The organism is Bacillus cereus (genome assembly GCF_002561295.1).
Taxonomy (GTDB): Bacteria; Bacillota; Bacilli; order Bacillales; family Bacillaceae_G; genus Bacillus_A; species Bacillus_A cereus_S.
The window spans coordinates 13618-35563 of record NZ_NTUG01000055.1; the positions used below are offsets into that span (position 1 = coordinate 13618).

A 21946-nucleotide genomic window follows, 5' to 3' on the forward strand; every position below is an offset into this window, starting at 1 on the left:
TCCTTTCTTATTCAATAATCGCGCCCAATTGTTGAAGATCAATTAATTCATTTTTTTAAACTTCCCCCTATTAAATTTCAATAAGTATAGGAACAATCATTGGCTTTTTCTTAGTATGTGTATATACATATTGTCGTATTGATTTTTTTATTTGTTTTTTCATTACATTCCATTGGTTTCTATTTGCTTCTTGTAGCTCATTAATAGTTTTTATAGTAAGTCGATTAACGTCTCTTCGGAGCTCCGAGAAATCTCTATCCACAAATCCACGAGAAATGGTATCGGGTTCAGAAATCAGTTTTCCTTCCGATTTGCTCATAGTTAAAACAATCATGAGCATCCCATCCTCTGCAAGTTGTTTGCGGTCTCGTAACACAATTTCCCCAATATTATCGACATCCCCCCCGTCTACGTAGGTATTCCCCACCGGTATTTTCCGGGTCTGACGGGCAATGGTATGTTCAATATCGACGACATCGCCATTATTGATGATAAAAGTGTTTCCTTGCTCTACTCCAACGGATTCACCTAACAAACGGTGATGGTGTAGCATTCTAAATTCACCGTGAATGGGAATAAAATATTTTGGTTTCATTAATGTAAGCATTAGTTTTAAATCTTCTTGATAACCATGGCCAGAAACATGCATTCCGGATGTACTTCCTGATCCATAAATCACTTTGGCTCCAAGTGCAAATAAGTTGTCTACGATACTTGTGATATTTCGTTCATTCCCGGGTATTGGACCTGCTGCAAAGATAACCGTATCTTCAGGTAAAATGTCGACACCGCGAAAGTTTCCAGTGGACAGGCGAGCAAGAGCAGCCAATGGTTCTCCTTGACTCCCTGTGCATAAAATGGCCACCCTTTCAGGAGCCATTTCATTGATTTCATGTGGGTCAATTAACATTCCATATGGAACTGTTAAATAACCACGTTCCATAGCAACCGCTACGACATTAACCATACTTCGTCCAAGCAACGCAAGTTTTCGATTTGTTTTTTGCGCTGCATTCACGACTTGCTGAACGCGACTAATATTTGAAGCAAAGGTAGAAACAATAACTTTGCATTCGGCTTTCATGAAAACTGCTTCCACATGTTCACCTACCATTTGTTCCGATGGGGTCAAACCAGGACGCTCTGCATTGGTACTCTCAGACAATAGAAGCAAGACCCCGTCTTTGCCGATTTCAGCCATTTTATGAATATCCGAATTCTCATTATTCGCAGGAGTTAAATCGAACTTGAAGTCCCCCGTATGTACAATATTACCCTCTGGTGTGTGAAAGACTATTCCCAAGCAATCAGGAATACTATGGGTCACTTTAAAAAAACTTACACTTATTCCTCCGATTGTCAAGTTTGAGTTTGAGTTGATTTCAATAAGTTCACTTTCTCCTAGAAGTTTATGTTCTTTTAATTTGATTTCAATTAATCCTAGTGTGAAGCGTGTGGCATAAACGGGTACATTCAATTTTTTTAAGAAGAACGGGATCCCCCCGATATGATCTTCATGTCCATGTGTGACAATTAAAGCCTTGACTTTATCTTTATTTTCTACTAAGTAAGCTATATCAGGGATAATCAAATCAATTCCTAATAAACTTTCATCTGGAAACTTATTGCCACAGTCGATGATCACGATATCGTTTGAATATTCGATTGCATACATATTTTTCCCGATTTCATTCAAGCCGCCTAAGGCGAAGATAGATACTGCATTTTCTATTGTGCTCAAATTTATATCCTCCCATTTTAAATATAATCTTAGCATGCCCTTGGGGTTTCCTTTTATCAGTGGGTTGAATGCTCGAGCTTCCTAATAAAAATGGGAAATCTAGACTTGTTTTTTCCTAAAAATAATGACTATAACTTTGATGTTCAAATCAAAAGAATGCAGGCGAAAATCGGTCATCTCACTCACAGGCAATCCCGTTTAACCCAAAAATTTTCATCCGATCAAACGAATATTCCAAGTGCAGTATTTGGAAGCAAAAAACTGTTTCGCTCGCAATTTACGATCCGCGAGTTTATACGTAATCATGAAAAATGGAAAACAGTATTTTCTCGTGCTCGAAATAAACAACTGATCCTATCTGGACGAAAAGATGCCAAACATGGCAATTTTGTGCTTCAGTATGTGCTGGAGACAAAAGAATTATGGATGACGACAAGTTCTGGGAAAACACTTATGTTCCCAACTGTTACGTTCCCATATGGACAAGAAGCCATTGAAGAAGTAATCACAACCCAACTACAGTGTAAGAATAAGAAAAAGTATGGCAAGCCGATCGCACGGTCTGTGGAAGACCATGGGGAGTATTACATTGTAAAATGTTTACTCGATGTGCCGAAAAACCCTCACACGAATTACAGCACATCAGATGGTATGATCGGTGTAGATTGTAATCTTGAGCATTTTGCTTGGGCAAATGTAACGAAGGATGGAAATTATAAAGGAAGTGGTTCCCTTCAGTTTTCTATCATGGGTAAATCCACAGGACAAATCACAAAAATCATCGAAGTGGAAGCGATTCGCTTAGTGGACTTAGCAGAGCGGTATAACAAGCCGATTGTCATCGAGAAGTTAGATACAACCCAATCGAAAACAGGGAATCGTTACGGAAATAAGCGAGCGAATCGGATGAAGAGTATGTTTGCGTATGAGAAGATGACAAGTGCAATTCTGAATCGTGCAGATAAAAGGGGCGTGGCTGTCTTTCAAGTGAATCCCGCTTACACTTCAATCTCCGGAAAGATGAAATACATGCGGAAGTTCGGTATCTCTATCCATCAATCCGCGGCCTTTATAATTGGTCGCCGGGGATTAGGATATAAAGAGAAAGTGCCCAAGGTATTGCAGCCTTATATTCCAAAGAAAGACGCACATCACTGGAGTCATTGGCATCAATTAAACAATCAATTAGATATTCGCACACATCATTTCTATCAGCTATACGACGTAGATCAACCGAAAGAAGTCTTACAAATCGAACGGTTACATTTGTTTGAAAGTGAAAAGAAAAAACTAGCAAAACGATTTGCATGATAAAAAAGAACACTTTGTCCCAGATTCTTACGCTTATTACCAGAGCAGATAACAAGTCTAGGAACTGGATGCATGACAAAGTGTTCTAGCCTCGATATAAGAAAAAGTAGTTGTACCTATTTTGTTTGCCTTCCGTCGGAAGATAAAATGGGTCGTCTTACATATTGATACTACTGAACGCTATATCGTTGTATCCTCTTTGTTGAACGGAGGAACTGTTTTTGTAAGGACAGAGACAGGAGAATCCCTCACCTCAAGCTCGTGGGAGGTAGGTAGGGGTAGTTCAATCAAAAGCTACAACAAAGCATATAAATTTCGTATCTATCCAAAGAAGGAACAAAAAATATTAATTGTTAAAACCATTGGGTGCAATCGCTTTGTATTCAATTTCTTATTGAGCGAATGGGACAGTTTATTTAAAGAAGTAAATCAAATCGCATAGGCTACAAAAAAGAAAGCAAACTAAAATCGTGGGTGCTGATGACGAGAAAACACAACTCCACTATCTGTATATAGTGTATTTGTTATAGTTGGCATCCTTGAATGAATAACTAAATCAAACTACAAGGGTGGTGAAAAAATGGCTAAAAATAAGAATAATCAATTGAAGAACAATAAAAATGCTGTACCAAAAGCAGATGTAGAATTTGCGGGAGAAAATGGACTTGAAAAAATCGCATTAAGAGCCCAAAAAAAATCAAAATAAGTAAATGATATGGGGCAGTAAATCTGTCCCTTTGTTCCTCAAAATTAACATAGTTCTTCAAAAAAATAAGCATCTTTTGTTAGCATAAAATCAATGTATTGCAAAACCTTTAAAGTCCCCTCAGAAGTTCTAAAGGGGCTTTACATTTACATAATTAGTGTTATCGAAAGTCAATGTTATCGTTAGTTTGGATTCGACTTTTGTATAGTTGACGAAATTTAATGAAAGAGATAATTCTCCAAGGTAAGATATATCCCAGTGCTACAGTCATAAATAGTGCTGCTTCTGTTTCTGGACCTAGCCATTTTAAATAATCTCGAAGTAAAAAACGGATAATAAGTACGATGAGAAAGGTAATAATAAAGCTCTTGTTTCTTACAGCATAAATATGCTGATCGAATCGGAGTTCATAGTGAGTGGTCCAAATAAGTGGAATTGACAAAAGGAATCCAAAGATAGCTGCACAAATCCATTCCCAGCTAGCGGCATGTGCTTTTGGATTTAAGATGATGGGAATGCAGGGTAATAACAAAAATAGTATGGGTAAGAGAATGCGGGTTCCGTTTCCTTTAATAGGGCGATACATTGCCAAAGTTCTACGCCATATGACCAACGCAGCAATTATGATTATAATAGAGTAAAACGAAGATGAATCCATAATTTCACCTCTATACATAGAATACTTCAATTATATGGGAAGTATAGATGATTGGATTGTAGTATTCGTCTTGGTTGAAAAAATGTAACAATTCTTTGGGGAGATTATATATAGTTAGTTACCGTAACATACTATTTTACGAGGTAATCGAGAACTTCTTGGGCATTATGAAGTCTGAGTTTTTGCATTAAAAGGAATTTGGCAGCTTGGAGCACTTCAAAGAAGGATTAGATAAATATATTGAATACTTATAATCATAAGGGAAAATTAAAAGGCATGAATTCGGTACAATACCGAGCCCATGCCCAAGAAGTGGTCTAATGAAATAACTTGTCTAACTTTATGGGGATCACATCAATGCTGCAGCTTATATATACTGTTATATTTATCGTTTTTTCTGGTCCATTATTTATCCTGTTCTCATCCCTTTAGAGCGTCTTAACTCACTGCGTCTTTGTAAAATGATTAAGAAGTGATTCCTGATGATATCTTTCTTCTCTAGAATAAATATGGTAATGAATAGGGGTACTGTTACTCCTAAAATTGTATAGGTTATATTTCCGTAATCCATAAATTGAAGAAGGATTTTATTAACTCCTATGTGCATATACATGATAGCCATGCTTTTGTTATTAATCAGAGAAAAAAGTGATAGAATTTTTACAGATTTTATGAGTTGGAATATGCCGCAATATGCTATAGTCATTACAAGCGGAATCACTACATCCAAACCATAGTGTTCATATGATACATACTTCATACTTAAATGATAATCCATTAGATTTAGTTCCTGGATCGTAATAAACCCAATTATTAATAGGATACAGAGCGCTGTAAGTACAGAAGGAATTTGTTTTACATAAGGTTTAACATAATACCCAATACTATAATATACAAGGGCGAGCATAGACACATCTATATTCCAAGGGATCCATACATGTAGGGAAGGCTCTAAGCCGCTCAATGTGCCGATATAACTTCCTTCAATATGAGACACTATATATAAGAGCATAATAAACAACAAGCGGGTTTTTGTTCTTTTAAAAATAAGAAATATAATAAGGAATAATACTTGTGTAAAGAACAGACAGGTTACAAACCAAAATACTCCGTAATAGCTTGTAATAAACCTTCCGCCAAATATTATCTTTTCAATGTCTTCTATATACCAATTTAAAGAAATATTCCCTTGTATCAATTCTTCTGCATAGCGAATGAGTGTGAAGAGACCTAAGTACGTTATATAAGGAATGAGAAGACTATGTGCTCTTCTTTTTAGATAAGGTCCGACTTGTGACCATCGCTCTACCGGCTTAGATACATAACCACTAAACAAAAAAAAGGCAGGCATATGAAACCAATAGATATAGGTTATAAGGTTATTATGATTGTAAACATGTCCTGCAACAACCAGGATCATCGCAAATCCTTTTGCTCCATCAAGCCACAATTCACGTTTTTTATCCATCATGTTTTCACCTCCTGGCTGTAATACCAACATCTATTTTAGAAGGAATGAAAGCGACTTTTCCAGTATGTTGCTAGGCTTTAAAATGTTAGTAAGGAAATAGAAATACTGGTAATGAAATAATAATTTTGTAATGAAATAGAAAAAGAAAAAATGTGCATGTATCGCATTATGCATTAAATGAAATAAAATGCGGTTTTTAATAAAAGAAGAATCCATTTTGACTTTGGATTCTTCTTTTAATGATATTGTATGTAAACTTGTATAGTAAATTTTACAGATGTTCCGAACGAGAAAGCCCACTACGGTGCGACAGCGCCCCTTTTAGGAGGTGGGATTTTATCAAAAGGCATTATAGCTTGCCAAGGATTCAACATCTGAAGATGTTGAATTAATCGAAACAGAGGAAGAATAAAATTATCCTGTAAGTGTTTTAAAAAGTAAAAAACAGCTGTTTTCGGTACAAAAATAGTGCTATTTCCAAGAGGGATTTTTTATTGCTTTCTTGGAAAGCACTACACTATTAACGTACCCTTTCAAAAAATAATAGCCGACTCAAATGAGTCAGCTGCAATCTAAAATTATTATTTGAGTACATGCAATAATTGTATATCGCTGGCATATAGCTAATAGCGTATAGCGCGCTTATAGCTAAACAACAAGTCCACTGCCAAAATAGGCTATTTTTTTTTGTCTTTTTCGGTCATAGCGGTATTATCGTTTTACATTGTCCAGAAGTCATCATAATCAACATTTTTACCTGTTATGGATTTAAAATAAAGTCGCGACGTTTTGCCCCTTTGGATCTGTTTATCTAAAGGGGTGTTTTTATAGTGAAAAGAAGATCTGAACTGAAAGGCGGATTAAGGAATTGTTGAGCAGCAATAAAGTTACTCAACTAAAGGGCCATTTAATGGAGTAAAGTTTTGAGGGAATCTTTGTGGATTGAAGTAATTTTTATTAAACTGCTGTTACAGGTTAGTTTAAAAAGATTTAAATCATTGGTTTGATATAATTACAGTAGAATTAAAAAGTTTAGGGGGATTTGAAATGAGAATATGGATAAATAAAGACTTTTCGATTTCTACTAATAAAGAGTATTTGGATGTGGATTTAATACATAATTTTTTGAGTCAAGAAGCTTACTGGTCAAAGGGGATACCCAAGGAAACAGTAAAAAAGTCAATTGAAAATACTCCCTTATGTTTTGGTGTTTATAAAGGTGAAAATGGTAATGAAGTTATTGAACAAGTTGGTTTTGCAAGGGTAATAACAGATTCAGCAACATTTGCGTATCTTTGTGATGTGTTTATATTACCGGACTATCGTAAATTAGGATTATCAAAATGGTTAATGGACATTATCAACAAACATCACGAACTACAAGGAGTTCGTAGGTTTATGTTAGCTACTAATGATGCACATTCATTATATAACCAATATGGTTTTGAACAGATTGATAATCCAGAACTATTTATGCAAAAAGTCCGTAAATCCCCTTATCAACAATAATGTTACTTCAATAAATGGGCCATTATATTGAAAAGTCTTTTATTAAACCTTAATCTTGATGTGAAAATAAAAACTGGAGGTTTTACAATGATTCTTGAAGGTGCAATGCTACAGGTGAAAGAAGGAATGGAATTGGAATTTGAGGAGTCTTTCCGTAAGGCATCACATATCATCTCTTCGATGAAAGGTTACATGTCGCATGAATTGAATAGCTGTATTGAAGCTAAAGGAAAGTATTTACTATTGGTAAAATGGGAAGGTTTGGAGGATCATACGATCGGATTTCGTCAGTCCCCAGAATACCAAGAATGGAAAAATCTTTTGCACCATTTTTATGACCCTTTTCCCACAGTTGAACATTTTCAAAAGGTTAATCTTTCGTGACAGGTGCGCTCCTAGATATTCCATAATCGGGCGCTTTAATTGAATAAAAGAAGAGTACATATTATACATGACAAATATGTACTCTTCTTTATTTTTAAAGGATTTTTATAATTTAGGTCTTGATAAATTTTGAAGCTACAGAATACTCCAAGGTGAATAGCACTTTTTATATAAGAAAAATGCATAAATTGATAGAGTAAAAAAGATGTAAGCAGAGAGACTTGCATCTTTTTTTATTTTTTATCAAACCAATCGAACCTTTCTATCGTTACCTTACATATAAATAAAAAATTAAAGGAGGAGTCAGTATGAAAGCATGGCAATGTATTGTGTCCATAGTAGCGAGCCTTTTTTTATTAACAGCGTGTAATAGCGATAAGAAAGAAGATGCTCAAAGTAAGAAAACGAGTGGAGAAAACGTGAGTGAAGTTAGTAGTGATAAAAAAGAATCTCCTGGTTTACAATTATTAGATAACGATAAGGTTGGAAAATACTTAGCAGATTCAAACGGAAAGACACTCTATTATTTTGCAAAAGACACATCTAAGGTAAGTAATTGTAGTGGTGACTGTGTAAAACTTTGGCCGCCATTTGTTGCGAAAGATTTTGAAGTGCCAAAAGGATTTGATAAAAAAGACTTTGCTACGATAACAAGAGAAGATACGAAAGAACAACAAGTAACGTATAAAGGATATCCCCTTTACTATTTTGCTAATGATAAATCAAAAGGGGATATAAATGGACAAGGAGTTAAAGATATATGGTTTGTACTGAATAGTGAAACTACATTTAAACAGTGATGGGAAGCATGCTTAATAGGGCACATGCCAGCAGTTATTCACTAGCAATCTTCTTCGCTTTTCTCTGAATCTTGAGGTGGGGGTCTTACTGCCCGCGAATAGCGGGATAAATATTCTGCTAAAAGGAGCGACCAACGTTGTTGGTGGTTCCTATTTCTCTATTTGGATTATATAATTAATTTAATTCGGAATTATCAGAAACTAACGAAAAACAATAGGGAGTGCAGGTGGGAATGAAAGAAAAAAATGATTATGAGTTAATGCAATTAGTAAAAGGAAACGATCGTCCTGCATTAGAAGAACTATATGAGCGATATATTAAGTTGGTATATAGCTTCACTTTTAAATTTTTTCAAGGAAATGAAGACAAAACAAAAGAAGTGGTGCAATTAATTTTCTTGAAACTTTGGACAACTAAAAGTATGTATAATCCTTCAAAAGGTGATTTCGTAAATTGGCTACTTACTATTACGAGGAATATATGTATTGATTATGTCCGAAAAGAGAATAAAGAACTTATGTATAGGAACTTTCATAATGTTTATGATTCTGAAAAACATATGCATATAGCAGATTCAGAAAATCAAATCGAAAAAAGGCTGAACGGTGTTGAAATTCAAAAGGCAAAGCAGAATTTGTCTACGTCTCAAAAAAGGTTAATCGACTTGCTATATTGGAAAGGTTATTCCCTTAGTGAGATTGCTAAAATGGAAGATGAACCATTGGGAACTACTAAAAGTCGTCTTCATCAATCTTTAAAGCAATTAAAAAAATATCTAGAATAGGGGGGATAGTATGGAGCGGGAATGTGAGCATTTATTATCTTACGTTACGAATACACTTGATGATAGAGAACAAAGAAAGTTTCAAGAACATTTAAAGGTATGTCCGAAATGTCAAACTGAGTCTTCATCAATGCAGGCAGCTTGGGAAGCGTTACATTTCGATTTTGAAGAAAAAGAAGTACCAGCAACATTAAAAGATGAAGTATTTGATTTTATATTTGTTCAAGAACAAACGAATAGAGATAACATAGTAATAGCGAAATTGAAAGAATGGACGGTTTTACTAAAAAAACAATTTACACCGTTGGCAACGGTATTATTAGGAACAATGTTAGTGATTACAGTAGCATTAACGATCGAAAATTCACAATTAAAAATACAATCTTTAGCTAAGCATGAATTAAGCAGTGATCCATTTAAAGTGATCTCTACTCGTCCATTAGTATCAATCGATCAAAATCATGAAAATACAAAGGGCTATATATTTGTTATGCAACAAGGAGATAAGAAAAAATTAGTTGTACAAGCTGATCATTTGCCACAAGTGAAAAATTCAGAAGTATATCAAGTTTGGTTATTAAAAGATGGAGAAAGAAAAAACGCTGGAATATTTAAACCTGATGAAACTGGTTCAGGACTTCTGACATATGAAATTTCACAAAAACAGTCCTTTGATAACATTGGTATTACACTTGAACCAGATTCAAATAGTACGAAACCTCTTGGTAAAAAAGTACTAGGGACGTAAAACAGATATTACGGTGAATTCGATTTTCTTATTTCAGCAGGTGGGAGTTCTTAGAAAATACATGAATGAACTTCGTATGGTAAATACCATGTTTTTTAATGTTTTATTAATCAGTGGGGGATGAAGAAACCCCCACTGATTAAAGTTTCACTTTATATATTTTTATATAGCTATGGGTACTGCAAAAGAGGGAGACTTAACACTTTTAGTGAACTACTTTTTTATAAATAGTCCTTTAAAGTTCCATCTTCAATGGAAGATAGAGGGAGCTTCATTTCGGTACCTTCCTTCATATTACGTAAAACAACGGTTTCCGTAGAGATTTCAGTTTCACCGATAATAAGCACGTAAGGAATATTCTCTTTATTTGCGTAATTAAGAGCTCGCTTTAATTTACGACCGGCAAGTTCAAGCTCGATTCTCATTGTACTATTAGAACGTAATTGCGTTGCGATTTGTAAACATTTCGTTTCCGTTCCAATTGGAATAATGAAAATATCAGCAGAAGTAGATTTGGTCTCTTTTCGTTCAAGAGCTGTATAAATAACATCTAATCCAAAGGAAATTCCTACTGTTGGGTATGCGATATTATCGCCACGAAAAGCTCCGATTATATTATCATAACGTCCACCACTACCAATGCTTGAAGTAATACTTCCATCTGCTAAAAAGATTTCATAAACTGTGCCTGTATACATTGTAAGTCCTCTCGCTAAGAATGGATTGAAAATAGTATTGTTTTGGATGCCAAGAGCGAGTAAGTATTGCTGTAATTGTTGCAGTTCGTCAATTCCATCTGTAACGAGTGAATTTGAGAAGGTTTGTTTAAATTCATCAAGTTTTAATGTCATACAAGATTCAACAGTATTACAAATAACCTCTATAGTGTCATTTGCAATCCCACGGCTTTGTAAATCCTTTCGTACGCCATCAACCCCAATTTTTTCAAGTTTATCTAATGATAAAATAACATCGTTTGTTTGTTCATCTGGAATTTCAATTGATTTCAGGATACCTGCTAATAATTTACGATTATTATATTGAATTATAACGTCTAAATTTAAGGTTTTGAAAAGGTCAAAGGCCATAGCCATTAATTCAGCTTCAGCCATAACAGATTCTACACCAACTATATCAACATCGCATTGAATAAATTCACGGAACCTTCCTTGTTTTATTGGTCCATCACGAAAAACTTTTCCAATTTCATACCTTTTAAAAGGAAGACGGATATCCGGGTTCATTGCTACTACTTTTGCAAATGGGATTGTTAAATCATACCGAAGTGCGAGTTCGCGATTTCCTTGGTCACGTAGTGTATACATTTCTTTTAAAATTTCAGCACCGCCCCCATATTTATAAGCCATCAGTTCATACATATTTAAAGTGGGTGTTTCAAGAGGCTTACAGCCATATCGTTCAAAGGTCTCTTCACAAACACGTTTAATTTTGTTTCGTAACAACTGTTCCTCGGGTAAATAATCTTTCGTTCCTTTTACATTTCTTACATCCATTTGAATCACTCCTTTTATAAAATAAAAAAAGCTATGCAGGTATAAAAATACCCACATAGCTTTATAAATGCTTCGTGGGTAACAGGAATAGCCCTGTATCCACGAAGAAAAATTTCTTCGGATACACGGCGTTATGTATGATGATGAAGTTGGAAAGAAGTATTGAAATTACACATATCGAATCTCTCCTTAAGTTTTTTCAAAAGTATAACAAATGATTTTTGAAATATCAATATTTTTCGAAAAAAAGAAAAGTATTATTCGTCTACGTGAAGTTTTTAAATTTATATAGCGTGCAGTGCTTAGTCACAACTTGGTAAAAAATAGAGAAATAAGATACAATATCTATATATCTAAAATAAAATTTCAGTCATTTTATATGAAATAACAAGCTTCAATTTGTTATAGGAGGATCTTATTGTAATGGATTACAAAACGAATGTTATGCGGTTGTTAGATAAGAAAAAGTTGAATTATAAGCATTATAGTTATGTAGATACGGATGCGATTAGTGGAATTGATGTTGCGTTAGTATTGGGACAATCTCCCGATCAAGTCTTTAAAACATTAGTAACTACTGCAAAATCAGGGCAGCACTATGTTTTTGTTGTACCAGTAAATAAAGAATTAGATTTAAAAAAAGCGGCTTCTAGTGTTAAGGAGAAATCGATAAGTATGTTGAAATCTAAAGATTTACTTTCGCTTACTGGGTATATTCATGGTGGCTGCTCACCAATTGGAATGAAAAAATCTTTTCAAACTGTCATTGATAAAAGTGCCATTGATTTTGAAACAATCATTTTCAGTGCTGGGAAGATCGGCTATCAAGTTGAATTAGGGTTAGATGAATTAAAAAAACTAATTCGTTTTGAATTACATGATATTGTAGTTGAATAGTATAGTGCAAATTCGAGTAATTGAGCTGGAGATAGAATGAATTTATGTAACGGAATGAAACAAAAAGAGCCATTTGGCTCTTTTTTATTATTCTATTGAGAAAGCCCGCTCTTCTTAACGGAGTAAAGGTAGTGGGGCTAGGTACTGGAATTTAATTCGTATTATTTTTGAATTTCGGTATCTTTTTAATACCTTCGGTTCCTATGATACTGCCAATAAGTGCAATTAATGCACTTGAAGAAATGAATTTAACTAAATGATAAATTCCTGTTCCAGTAATTAAATCTAAAATTAAAAACTTTTTTATTGTTGAGCCTTTTATTATGTGAATAACAATTTGATTGTTTTTTCTATTCAACATTGTCACACCCTTATCTTTTTACAAAAGAATATTACAAGGAAAGGTTGTCATATTCATTCATGATTTCATAATAGTTGTCTAATTTCAGTGTTAATAATTAAAAAGCAAAAAGAGGTTAACTAGCTTTAAAAAAACAAAAGAGCAGCTAGCAAAAGCTAACTGCTCAGCCCCAGGGAAAGGGAGAAAAGATTGTAGGTACTACAAAATTGGATTAAAGCTGTTCACCAGCCTTTATACAGTATGTACAGAATTTGAAATATTATGCAGGAGGGAAAGAAGTTATTGCATACAAAATTTTGCAATATAAGACAGGGGAAAAGTAAAACGACAAGAATAGATAATATATATAGAAAAGAAAAGAGGGAGAAAAATGTGGAAAACAACAGATCTTTGTGATGCTTTTGAACAAGAAGTGCAAGTATGTCAGCCTATTTTTAAATCATATGGGCAGAAAGAACAATTTTACGGGAAAATCGCAACGGTTAAAGTAAAGGATGATAATGTATTAGTAAAGGAAGCGCTGCAAACTTTACCAGAGGGAACTGTGTTAGTAGTTGATGGAGAAGCTTCTTCAAATTGTGCATTACTTGGAGATAATTTGGCAAATATTGCAGAAGAGCGAAAATTAGCAGGTATTATTGTGTATGGATATATTCGTGATTCTAAGGAACTGCGAAACATAAACATTGGTATTTTAGCGTTAGGCACAATGCCAAAGAGGAGTGTAAAAGAAGGTAAAGGTGAAACGGAACTTCCTGTACAGTTTGGAGGTGTGAAGTGGATTACAAATCATCATGTGTATGCTGATGAAGACGGTGTTGTTGTATGTGAAAAGTGTATTCATGATTAATCTACTATTCTTAGAAAATAAATCCGATAAAACATAGACAAAATCTTGTGTCAATAGTAAAATAATACAGAAATTTAAAATTTGAGAATGTATAGGTATGTCGTTTATATAAAAATTGAATAAGGAAATTGGTGGAAATGAAATGTTTTCGCCGCTAAAAGTGAATGTTATCACAATGATACATTCATACGCTACATTATTTTTCCTATACAAATACAACCGCTATCTATGCGGATAGGAGGTGTTGTGCATTTTTTGTTTCGCACTCACATTAGAGTGCCATTGCACGCCCTTGAAGGGCCTTTTTTTATGTATATGTAAGCAGAGGGAGGAATAAATGAGGATGGCAACGATAAAGAAATGGATGCTTACGTCATTAATGACATTTGCATTAGTATTTGTTTCATTCACAAATACGGTACATATTACGTTTGCTGAAGGAAAAACAGCAACGCTTGCAATCGTTGGGGAATCGCAAAAGGGAGTTATTTTATGTCCGAAAAAAGTGTCAATTGAAGATGGGGAAACAGCTTATAGCTTGTTACAAAAAGTTATGGGGACGAAAGTAACGGCTGAAGATACGAAGTATGGTGTGTATGTAAAAGGTATTGACGGTTTAATGGCTGGTGATACAAGTGGCTGGACATATGATGTCAATGATCAAGCGGCTATGGTAGGAGCAGATAGTTATAAATTAGAATCTGGAGATGTTGTTGCATTCCGTTTTGTTGTGGACTGGAACAATATGAGTACAGAAAAACTACAGCAGGTACTTGATAAGATTGGAACTTGTAAAAAAGAACCAGAGGTAGGAAAACCAGGAGAACAAAAGCCTGAAGAGAAAAANNCAAAAGCCTGAAGAGAAACAACCAGAAGGACAAAAGCCTGAAGAGAAACAACCAGAAGGACAAAAGCCTGAAGGGAAAAAACCAGAAGCTCAAAAACCTAATGAACTATTAGCGAAGCAATTAGATCGCGCGATTGCTAAAACATCAAAAAAGATGATGGAAGATGGCATCGATAGTGATTGGGTAGCGATTGCGCTTGCCCGTTCAGGATATAATATTCCAACAGAAACAAAAATTAGTTATTTACAGTCTTTAACGCAAAAAGTAGAAAAACGTATGGGACGATTTAGCGCTACAGATACGGCAAGAACGGTTTTAGCTATATCAGCAGTAAATGGGAACCCGACAAATGTAGCAGGGAAGAATTTAGTGCAAGAACTGTATCAATCTGAGAAACTAAATTCTGTTACTGGTTATACATTCGCTTTACTTGCACTAGATACAAAAAAATATGAAGTACCAGCTGGAGCAAAGTGGAATCGTGCAGCTTTAGTAAAAGAGATTTTAAACGCTCAACATACAGATGGTGGCTGGACATACAATGTTGAAAGTAATAAGAAGGAAGCTAGTAATATTGATGTAACAGGTATGGTTTTATCAGCATTAGCACCATATCAGAAACAACCAGAAGTAAAAAAAGTTGTAGATAAAGCAGTGAAATATTTATCAACTAAACAATTAAAAACTGGCGGATTCGAGGCTGATGGCCAAGAAAATTCTAACAGTGTTGCGCAAGCAATTATTGGACTGGCTAGCACAGGAATTGATCCAACTAGTAAAGCGTTCACTAAAAATAATGTAAATGCAGTCCGCAATTTATTATCATACCAACTTCCAAATGGCGAATTTAAATGGTTGCCAAGCGATAAAAAAGGTAGTAGTATGGCGACTGAACAAGCACTTTTAGCACTTGTTCAATATAAGGCATTTGTAAATGGTGCAGGTTCTATATATGATTGGACGAATTCCTTAACAGAAGATAACAAAATCCCAGTTGAGGAACCGAAGAAACCTGTAGTGGATGAGAAAAAGGTGATTGAAAAGCAAGAAGTGATTCAAAAACCGAAGGAACAAACAAATGACGAGAAATCTCGTGTAGTTACAAAAGAAAAAACAGTAAATAATGAGAATACTGCAACCAATCGTCAATTACCAAAAACAGGAGCGTCTGCCTGGGATACTGCTATACCAGTAGGAATGGGTGTATTGTGTATCGCTTCAGCATATGTTTTATGGAGACGAAAAGCAGCTTAACGAAAATTAGGAGCAATGATTTGCTCCTAATTTTATTAGAAAGGTGAGAGAAACATGAGTGTGATGAAATGGTTACTTTCATTTGTTCTTGCATTTGGAGTGCTTGTTGGATGTAGTCCAAGTGAATCAAATTCTGAGAAACAAGTCGTATCAAAGCAAATAGAACAAAAAGATGAGGTAAAACAGGAAGATAAGAAAGAGGAAAGTAAACAAGAAGAACCGAAAGAGGAAGCTGCTGAACAAAAACAAACAGAAGAGCAAAAGAAGTCAGAAGGGCAGCAGAAAGAGAATCAAGAGCAAAAACAACAAGAACAACCAGAGATAAAACAGGAAGAGAAAAAAGGACAAGATTCAGTTGTTCAGCAAAAAGAATCGGAGCGACCGAAAGCACAGCAAGAAAACGCTGAGCCACAGAAAGCACCAGAAGCAAAACAAGAAGTAAAAGAAGAAGCGAAGGTTGTTAAACAGCCGAAAGAAACACCAAAACAAGAATATCCGAAAGATCCAGAACCTAAGGTAGAGCCACAGCCAGAATCGAAACCAAAACCGGTAGTGCCAAAACCAGAACCAAAGCAGGAACCACAGGCTCAACAAGTAACGATTTCTGTACGTGGAAATGAAGGGTATTTATTAGGTGCAAAGAAAGTGAATGTACAAGAGGGAGATACGGTTTATAAAGTATTGCAGCGTACAGGATTAGATGTAGATGCAACAGGATCAAGGGATAGTATTTATGTCAAAGGCATTAATGATTTATATGAAAAAGATATAGCGAGCACAAGCGGATGGAAATACCGTGTCAATGGTACTTTCCCAAATCAAAGTGCAGGTGCATATACAGTGAAGCCAGGAGATAAGATTGAATGGATATATGTGCTAAAATAGGAAAGGGCATTTGGTAGAGGATTATGAAAATCATTTTTTCTTCTTTACATCCTTTTGTGAATTTTTTCTATTATATTGGGGTGATGATACTATGTATGGTGTGTCTTCACCCTCTTTTTTTAATCGGGGCTATTATTGCGGTAGTGCTGTTAAATATAGTGCAAGGAAATGGCGAGAAAATGAGAAAGATGATGCCAAGTACGCTTGTTTTCTTTGTTATGGTTGTTATTTTAAACCCGCTCTTAACACATAGAGGAGCAACTACATTATTTCGTTTAGGAGATAATCGTATTACTTTAGAAGCCTGTATGTACGGACTTATTATGGGATTGTCGTTACTTGCTATTATGCTTATATTCACTTCGTATAATGATATAATTTCAAGTCAAAAGTTTTTATATTTATTTTCACGGATTTCGCCGAAAGTGGCGTTGTTAACGATGATAACGGTTCGTTTTGTTCCGTTGTTTATGAGGCGTTTACGACAAATTACACTCGTTCAAAAAACGAAAGGTGTTCAATTAGATTCTGGTTCATTTTTAGAAAGAGCTAAAAATGGAATGAAGCTGTTACAGGTGCTACTCGTTTGTTCTTTAGAAGATGCACTGCAAACAGCTGATTCTATGCAAGCGCGTGGGTTTGGGGTAACAAAGCGTAGCACTTATATTCGATATCAAATGAGCAAACAAGATTGGTATATATTTGTGTGCTTATTCGTTTTATTCATAAGTAGTTTTATATTGAATTACTATGGGTTTGGTAAGTTAGTTATTTATCCACGAATTGAATCATTGGCATTTCATCTATACGATGGGGTTTTGTTTGTTTTATTTATGAGTTTTATTAGTTTACCAATCTTAATGGAAGGGAGGGAATGGATATGGTGGCGCATGCAGAAATAAAAAATCTATCATTTGTATATACGGATGAAAGTGTACCAGCATTAACGGATGTTTCTTTGTCTATTTCACAAGGGGAATTTATTATACTAGCTGGTCGTTCGGGATGCGGGAAAACAACGCTTTTGAAACATTTCAAAAAAGAGTTGCTCCCAATTGGGCAGCGCAGTGGAAGTATAGATTATAACGGGACTCCTTTGCTTCAAATATCAGATTTAGCATCAGCGCAAGAAGTTGGAATGGTATTTCAAAATCCAGAAAATCAAATCGTTATGGATACAGTCATTCAAGAACTAGCATTTTCTTTGGAAAATATTGGGTTACCGTCACGTGTGATTCAAAAAAGGATTGCAGAATTAATTAGTTTTTTAGGTTTTCAAGATTTGTTACATCAATCTGTACATACTTTATCGGGTGGACAAAAACAATTGATCAATTTAGCGGCAGTTTTAATTTTACAGCCTAAGTTACTGTTGCTTGATGAACCGACAGCGCAGCTTGATCCGATTGCGGCAAAAGAATTTTTAGGGTTATTAAAAAGAATTAATGAAGAACTTGGGATTACGATCATTATGAGTGAACATCGTTTAGATGAAGTCATTCCTTTAGCAACTAGAGTTGTATGTATGAGTGGTGGGAAAATTATTTGTGATGGGGACCCGCAAAAGGCTTTAACACAAATGTGGGGATTAGAAGAGTTACGTCCTTTTATTCCACAAATTCCAAGATTATTTTTAGAGTGGAATGTAGAGAATATCCCCTTTTCTGTACGAGAGGCACAAGCGCAAATACAAGCTAAGTTATCTCTGAAACAGGAAGAGATGGAATTGTCGCGACCGGAGGCAAAAGAAGGTATTTTAAAGGCCGACCATATTTCATTTCAATATGAAAAAAATAGTCCATTTATTTTGCAAGATTTAATGTTATCGATTGAAAAAAGGAAATGGGTGGCGCTAGTTGGGAAAAACGGTAGCGGGAAATCGACACTTTTAACCATTTTGGCAGGATTACAGAAAGCTAGAAGGGGAAAAGTGAGATGGGACGGTAAAGTGATACATAAAATTGATTCAAAAGAAAGGTTTAAAAAAATAGGATATGTATCACAACATCCTTACTATCATTTTACATTCGATACAGTGTATGATGAAGTTTTTGAACGAGCGTATGAATTGTATGGTGAGGAAGCGAAACAAATGACAGAAGAGGTGCTACAAAAATTTTGGCTTCATTCTGTTCGCGACCGTCATCCACATGATTGTAGTGGAGGAGAGCAACAGCTCATTGCATTATGTACAGCGTTATTAGCAAAGCCGAGTTTATTACTATTGGATGAGCCAACAAAAGGGCTTGATCCAGAAAAGAAAGAACAATTAGGTGAGTTATTTCAAGGTTTACAAAAAGAAGGAACAACAATTGTAATGGCAACGCATGATGTTGAATTCGCAGCAAAATATGTGGATCAGTGTATGATGTTATTTGATGGAAAAGTGATTATGGACGATACGCCGAAAGAATTCTTTCGGGACAATTTCTTTTACACAACTTCTATTAATCGTTTTATTCGTAATCAATTGCCGTATGCATTAACGTGGGAGGATGTGTATAAAGCGTGTCCAAACGATATGTTGCTTTCGTAGTACTTATTTTTATGATAATAATAGGCGTACTTTTGTTTACTTCTTTTGTAACGGATGAATATTATATTTGGTGTAGTTTATTTTTATTAGCAGTTATTATGTTACCTTTTTATATACGATTCGAAAAAAGGGCATTTGTTTCACGTGAAATTGTTATAGTAGCTGTGTTAGCAGCAATAGCAGCAGTTAGCCGTGTTCCATTTTCTCTTATGCCAAGTGTACAGCCGACTTCTTTTGTTATTATCGTGTCTGCAATTGTTTTTGGAAGTGAAACAGGTTTTATGGTCGGAGCAACTGCAGCGCTTGTGTCGAATATATTTTTAGGACAGGGGCCCTGGACACCGTGGCAAATGTTTGCTTGGGGGATGATTGGTTTTACGGCAGGGTTACTTCGAAATACATGGTTGATGAGAAAGATGTGGGGGAGAATCATTTACGGGTTTATAGTCGGTTTTATTTTTGGTTGGATTATGAATTTATGGGGAATACTTGGCTTTTTAGAAGGGTTAACATGGAAAGATTTCATCGCTTATTACATGGCAAGTTTTTATTTTGATTTCGCTCATGCGCTCTCAAACGTTATTTTTCTTGTTTTATTTAGTTCTTCATGGATTCAAATTCTTATGAGATTTAAAAAGAAATACGGTATTTTAGACGATGATAACGGGCGGTTATTGACAGGAAACAAGGCATAAGCAGAAATGAGAAGGCATAAGAATGTAAAGTAGGATCGCGACTTACATATTCGTTTGCCTCTTTCATGCTTCTTACCATAGGTAGGAAGCATTTTTTTTTACATACTATATTGAGAAAAGTGTCAAGAAATTGATGTAATATATTTCGGTTCTTATATGCGATATTTAATATAATAGTAAATGAGAAAAACTTTCAAAGAGGAGATGCCGTATTCATGAAACTAATTGTTCCAAAGCAGCATGGTGCATGGGGAATGTTACTCATTCCTTTTCTGCTTAGTTTTCTACTTGGTAAACCTACTTTATATCATATTCCGCTCTTTATTGCTTGGTTATGCATCTATTTAGCAACGTATCCATTTTTAATGTACATAAAGCAAACGCGAAAGAAAGAGTTTTTACATTCAGCTATTGTGTATTTTAGCATGGCTTGTCTCTTCGGAACTATATCATTATTCTATGAGTGGCGTATTCTTTTATTCGCAGTTATAATGCTTCCGCTGTTCTTTGTGAATATATATTTTGCTCGTCAAAAAAAAGAACGAGCACTAATAAATGATATTTGTGCAATACTTGTTTTTTGCATAGGCGGTTTGATTAGTTATTATTTTTCGATGAAGACAATTGATGGAGCGGCATGGTGGATTGCGATTGCTTCGTTTCTTTACTTTTTAGGGAGTACATTTTATGTGAAGACAATGATACGGGAAAAGAATAATCCAATCTACCGTTACATTTCTTGGGGATATCATATCGTATTAACCATATTGTTGTTTACCATAAATCCATGGCTTTCTCTTGTATTTCTACCAAGTCTCGTTCGTGCAATTGTATTATATGGGAAAAAGATATCTATATTAAAAGTTGGCGTGTTAGAGATTGTGAATTCTGTATATTTTCTAATTGTGATGACAATACTATTACAGTATGCCATTTGAGATACTACCCATCTCATAAAGAGATGGGTAGTATTTGTTCGACTATGTACAAGTAGCTACGTTCGTGTGAGTGAAAAGTTTACTTTATCTTTGTTCTAAAATTTGAACAGTATGGTCACATTGTTGTAATGCTTGTTCTACAGCTTGAAGAGATTGCTCAATTCGCTCCCGATTATCGTCTTTTTCAACTGTTTGTAATGCGTTTTCTAAAGATTGCTTTGCCTCATGTAAAGATTGATATGAATCCTGAACATACCCACGAGCATTTTTATTCATTATATTTTCCTCCTTATATGCATATAATTGTAGTATGAACAGTAGGGAAGAAAATATGACGTATCGTATATTGTTTGACAATTATAATAAAATTGACTATAGTGATATATAAAGTGAATATTTTCTTATCCAGAGAGGTGGAGGGACTGGCCCGATGAAACCCAGCAACCGCGATGCAGGTGCTAATTCCAGCAGAACATATTTGTTCTGGGAGATAAGACGAAGATATATACGTAACTTCTTCTTATCGAAGAGGTTTTTTTATTGCAAAAAAATCTCTTCCAAAAACAACAAGAAGAAAGGGGTTGCAATTGTACTGTGACACTTGAAAAATACGTAAAACTGCGTAGTGCAGTATATGAATATATGATGGAGCAAGATAAACCAATATCACTATTAGATATTCAAGAACATATCGTTTCGCATCATGAAGGAAAATTCACGAAAAAAATGTTACACCAATTTTATTTATCAAGGCTATTAGACGAACTAAAACTGGATGGGAAAATTACTTTAGCTGATGAAGAATATCTCTATGCTGAAAAAGGGGTATATTATAAGGCGGGAAAAGGGAGCTAGGCTCTCTTTTTTTATGTTATAATTCATTTGAAAATTCGAAATATATGTAGAGTAAAAGACTGCAAAAGCAGCCTGATACAAGGGAATGGTGTTGAGTGTGTAGTGTCAAAAGTTGAATATGCCCTGAAAGAGGCATTTCATTCGGCTAGAAACGAAAAGAGACACCTTCGCCGAGTAGGTGTCAGTCGTTTTGTCATATA

20 protein-coding genes, 3 pseudogenes and 1 riboswitch are annotated in these 21946 nt (G+C 35.0%); of the genes and pseudogenes, 17 read left to right on the top strand and 6 right to left on the bottom strand.

Annotation, left to right across the window (positions count from 1 at the left end):
* Positions 1 to 70 precede the first annotated feature (70 nt).
* Positions 71 to 1741, bottom strand: coding sequence for a ribonuclease J (locus tag CN373_RS23690; RefSeq protein ID WP_000103856.1), 1671 nt, complete (start codon positions 1739 to 1741; stop codon positions 71 to 73).
* 138 nt (positions 1742 to 1879) lie between these two features.
* On the opposite strand from CN373_RS23690, the pseudogene CN373_RS23695 reads away from it, so the two are divergent.
* From CN373_RS23695 to CN373_RS26090, 3 genes and pseudogenes are all read left to right on the top strand, one after another.
* Positions 1880 to 3052: pseudogene (locus CN373_RS23695) on the top strand (IS200/IS605 family accessory protein TnpB-related protein); the annotation flags it as partial.
* A 286-nt stretch (positions 3053 to 3338) separates the two neighbouring features.
* Positions 3339 to 3485: pseudogene (locus tag CN373_RS23700) on the top strand (helix-turn-helix domain-containing protein); the annotation flags it as partial.
* Between the two features lie 147 nt (positions 3486 to 3632).
* A complete protein-coding gene (locus tag CN373_RS26090; RefSeq protein ID WP_001107285.1) occupies positions 3633 to 3758 on the top strand; it encodes a hypothetical protein in 126 nt (41 codons plus the stop codon).
* Positions 3759 to 3918: 160 nt separating this feature from the next.
* On the opposite strand, the gene CN373_RS23705 is transcribed toward CN373_RS26090, so the two are convergent.
* On the bottom strand, positions 3919 to 4416 hold the full coding sequence (locus CN373_RS23705) for a CcdC protein domain-containing protein (protein WP_053329695.1): 498 nt from the start codon (positions 4414 to 4416) through the stop codon (positions 3919 to 3921).
* 409 nt (positions 4417 to 4825) lie between these two features.
* Complete coding sequence (locus CN373_RS23710; protein WP_000968879.1) at positions 4826 to 5887, bottom strand: acyltransferase family protein; 1062 nt, start codon at positions 5885 to 5887, stop codon at positions 4826 to 4828.
* A 1047-nt stretch (positions 5888 to 6934) separates the two neighbouring features.
* Between CN373_RS23710 and CN373_RS23715 the strand changes: the two genes are divergently transcribed.
* From CN373_RS23715 to CN373_RS23735, 5 genes are all read left to right on the top strand, one after another.
* Positions 6935 to 7396 (top strand): GNAT family N-acetyltransferase, encoded by a 462-nt coding sequence (locus CN373_RS23715; protein ID WP_001223812.1) that lies wholly within the window; start codon positions 6935 to 6937, stop codon positions 7394 to 7396.
* 87 nt (positions 7397 to 7483) lie between these two features.
* Positions 7484 to 7780, top strand: a complete 297-nt coding sequence (locus CN373_RS23720) for an antibiotic biosynthesis monooxygenase family protein (protein ID WP_000599706.1) — start codon at positions 7484 to 7486, stop codon at positions 7778 to 7780.
* Between the two features lie 308 nt (positions 7781 to 8088).
* A complete protein-coding gene (locus CN373_RS23725) occupies positions 8089 to 8580 on the top strand; it encodes a COG4315 family predicted lipoprotein (protein WP_000649286.1) in 492 nt (163 codons plus the stop codon).
* 233 nt (positions 8581 to 8813) lie between these two features.
* A complete protein-coding gene (locus CN373_RS23730; protein WP_000660278.1) occupies positions 8814 to 9365 on the top strand; it encodes an RNA polymerase sigma factor in 552 nt (183 codons plus the stop codon).
* Between the two features lie 10 nt (positions 9366 to 9375).
* Positions 9376 to 10113 carry an anti-sigma factor gene (locus CN373_RS23735; RefSeq protein ID WP_000439054.1) on the top strand — a complete coding sequence of 246 codons (738 nt, stop codon included), beginning with the start codon at positions 9376 to 9378 and terminating at the stop codon, positions 10111 to 10113.
* Between the two features lie 221 nt (positions 10114 to 10334).
* On the opposite strand, the gene CN373_RS23740 is transcribed toward CN373_RS23735, so the two are convergent.
* Entirely contained in the window at positions 10335 to 11627 is a 1293-nt protein-coding gene (locus CN373_RS23740; protein WP_098360299.1) for a histidine--tRNA ligase, read from the bottom strand.
* A gap of 423 nt (positions 11628 to 12050) precedes the next feature.
* On the opposite strand from CN373_RS23740, the gene ybaK reads away from it, so the two are divergent.
* Positions 12051 to 12524: a Cys-tRNA(Pro) deacylase gene (ybaK, locus tag CN373_RS23745; protein WP_000384998.1), complete on the top strand. Its 474-nt coding sequence runs from the start codon at positions 12051 to 12053 to the stop codon at positions 12522 to 12524.
* A gap of 151 nt (positions 12525 to 12675) precedes the next feature.
* Here ybaK and CN373_RS23750 read toward each other — a convergent pair whose 3' ends face one another.
* Entirely contained in the window at positions 12676 to 12885 is a 210-nt protein-coding gene (locus CN373_RS23750; RefSeq protein WP_000934673.1) for a hypothetical protein, read from the bottom strand.
* A gap of 370 nt (positions 12886 to 13255) precedes the next feature.
* Here CN373_RS23750 and rraA point away from each other — a divergent pair, with 370 nt between their 5' ends.
* The 7 genes and pseudogenes from rraA to CN373_RS23785 all read left to right on the top strand — a co-directional run bounded on the left by rraA (position 13256) and on the right by CN373_RS23785 (position 20891).
* Positions 13256 to 13735 (top strand): ribonuclease E activity regulator RraA, encoded by a 480-nt coding sequence (gene rraA / locus CN373_RS23755; RefSeq protein WP_098360300.1) that lies wholly within the window; start codon positions 13256 to 13258, stop codon positions 13733 to 13735.
* Positions 13736 to 14078: 343 nt separating this feature from the next.
* Positions 14079 to 15837, top strand: a pseudogene (locus CN373_RS23760) (DUF4430 domain-containing protein).
* A 54-nt stretch (positions 15838 to 15891) separates the two neighbouring features.
* On the top strand, positions 15892 to 16722 hold the full coding sequence (locus CN373_RS23765; RefSeq protein WP_000115367.1) for a DUF4430 domain-containing protein: 831 nt from the start codon (positions 15892 to 15894) through the stop codon (positions 16720 to 16722).
* A gap of 23 nt (positions 16723 to 16745) precedes the next feature.
* Positions 16746 to 17624 carry an energy-coupling factor transporter transmembrane component T gene (locus CN373_RS23770; RefSeq protein WP_000691229.1) on the top strand — a complete coding sequence of 293 codons (879 nt, stop codon included), beginning with the start codon at positions 16746 to 16748 and terminating at the stop codon, positions 17622 to 17624.
* The gene (locus tag CN373_RS23775; RefSeq protein WP_205753382.1) at positions 17597 to 19258 is read left to right on the top strand and encodes an ABC transporter ATP-binding protein; all 1662 of its coding nucleotides are present in this window, start codon (positions 17597 to 17599) and stop codon (positions 19256 to 19258) included. The genes CN373_RS23770 and CN373_RS23775 overlap by 28 nt, the downstream gene beginning before the upstream one ends.
* A complete protein-coding gene (locus CN373_RS23780) occupies positions 19231 to 19953 on the top strand; it encodes an ECF transporter S component (protein WP_000044918.1) in 723 nt (240 codons plus the stop codon). The genes CN373_RS23775 and CN373_RS23780 overlap by 28 nt, the downstream gene beginning before the upstream one ends.
* A 215-nt stretch (positions 19954 to 20168) precedes the next feature.
* Positions 20169 to 20891, top strand: coding sequence for a YwiC-like family protein (locus CN373_RS23785; RefSeq protein WP_000767746.1), 723 nt, complete (start codon positions 20169 to 20171; stop codon positions 20889 to 20891).
* Positions 20892 to 20975: 84 nt separating this feature from the next.
* Here CN373_RS23785 and CN373_RS23790 read toward each other — a convergent pair whose 3' ends face one another.
* Entirely contained in the window at positions 20976 to 21167 is a 192-nt protein-coding gene (locus CN373_RS23790; RefSeq protein ID WP_001038615.1) for a hypothetical protein, read from the bottom strand.
* Positions 21168 to 21289: 122 nt separating this feature from the next.
* A riboswitch (SAM riboswitch) is annotated at positions 21290 to 21388 on the top strand.
* Between the two features lie 97 nt (positions 21389 to 21485).
* On the opposite strand from CN373_RS23790, the gene CN373_RS23795 reads away from it, so the two are divergent.
* On the top strand, positions 21486 to 21746 hold the full coding sequence (locus tag CN373_RS23795) for a hypothetical protein (protein WP_002057092.1): 261 nt from the start codon (positions 21486 to 21488) through the stop codon (positions 21744 to 21746).
* The last annotated feature ends 200 nt before the right edge of the window (positions 21747 to 21946 follow it).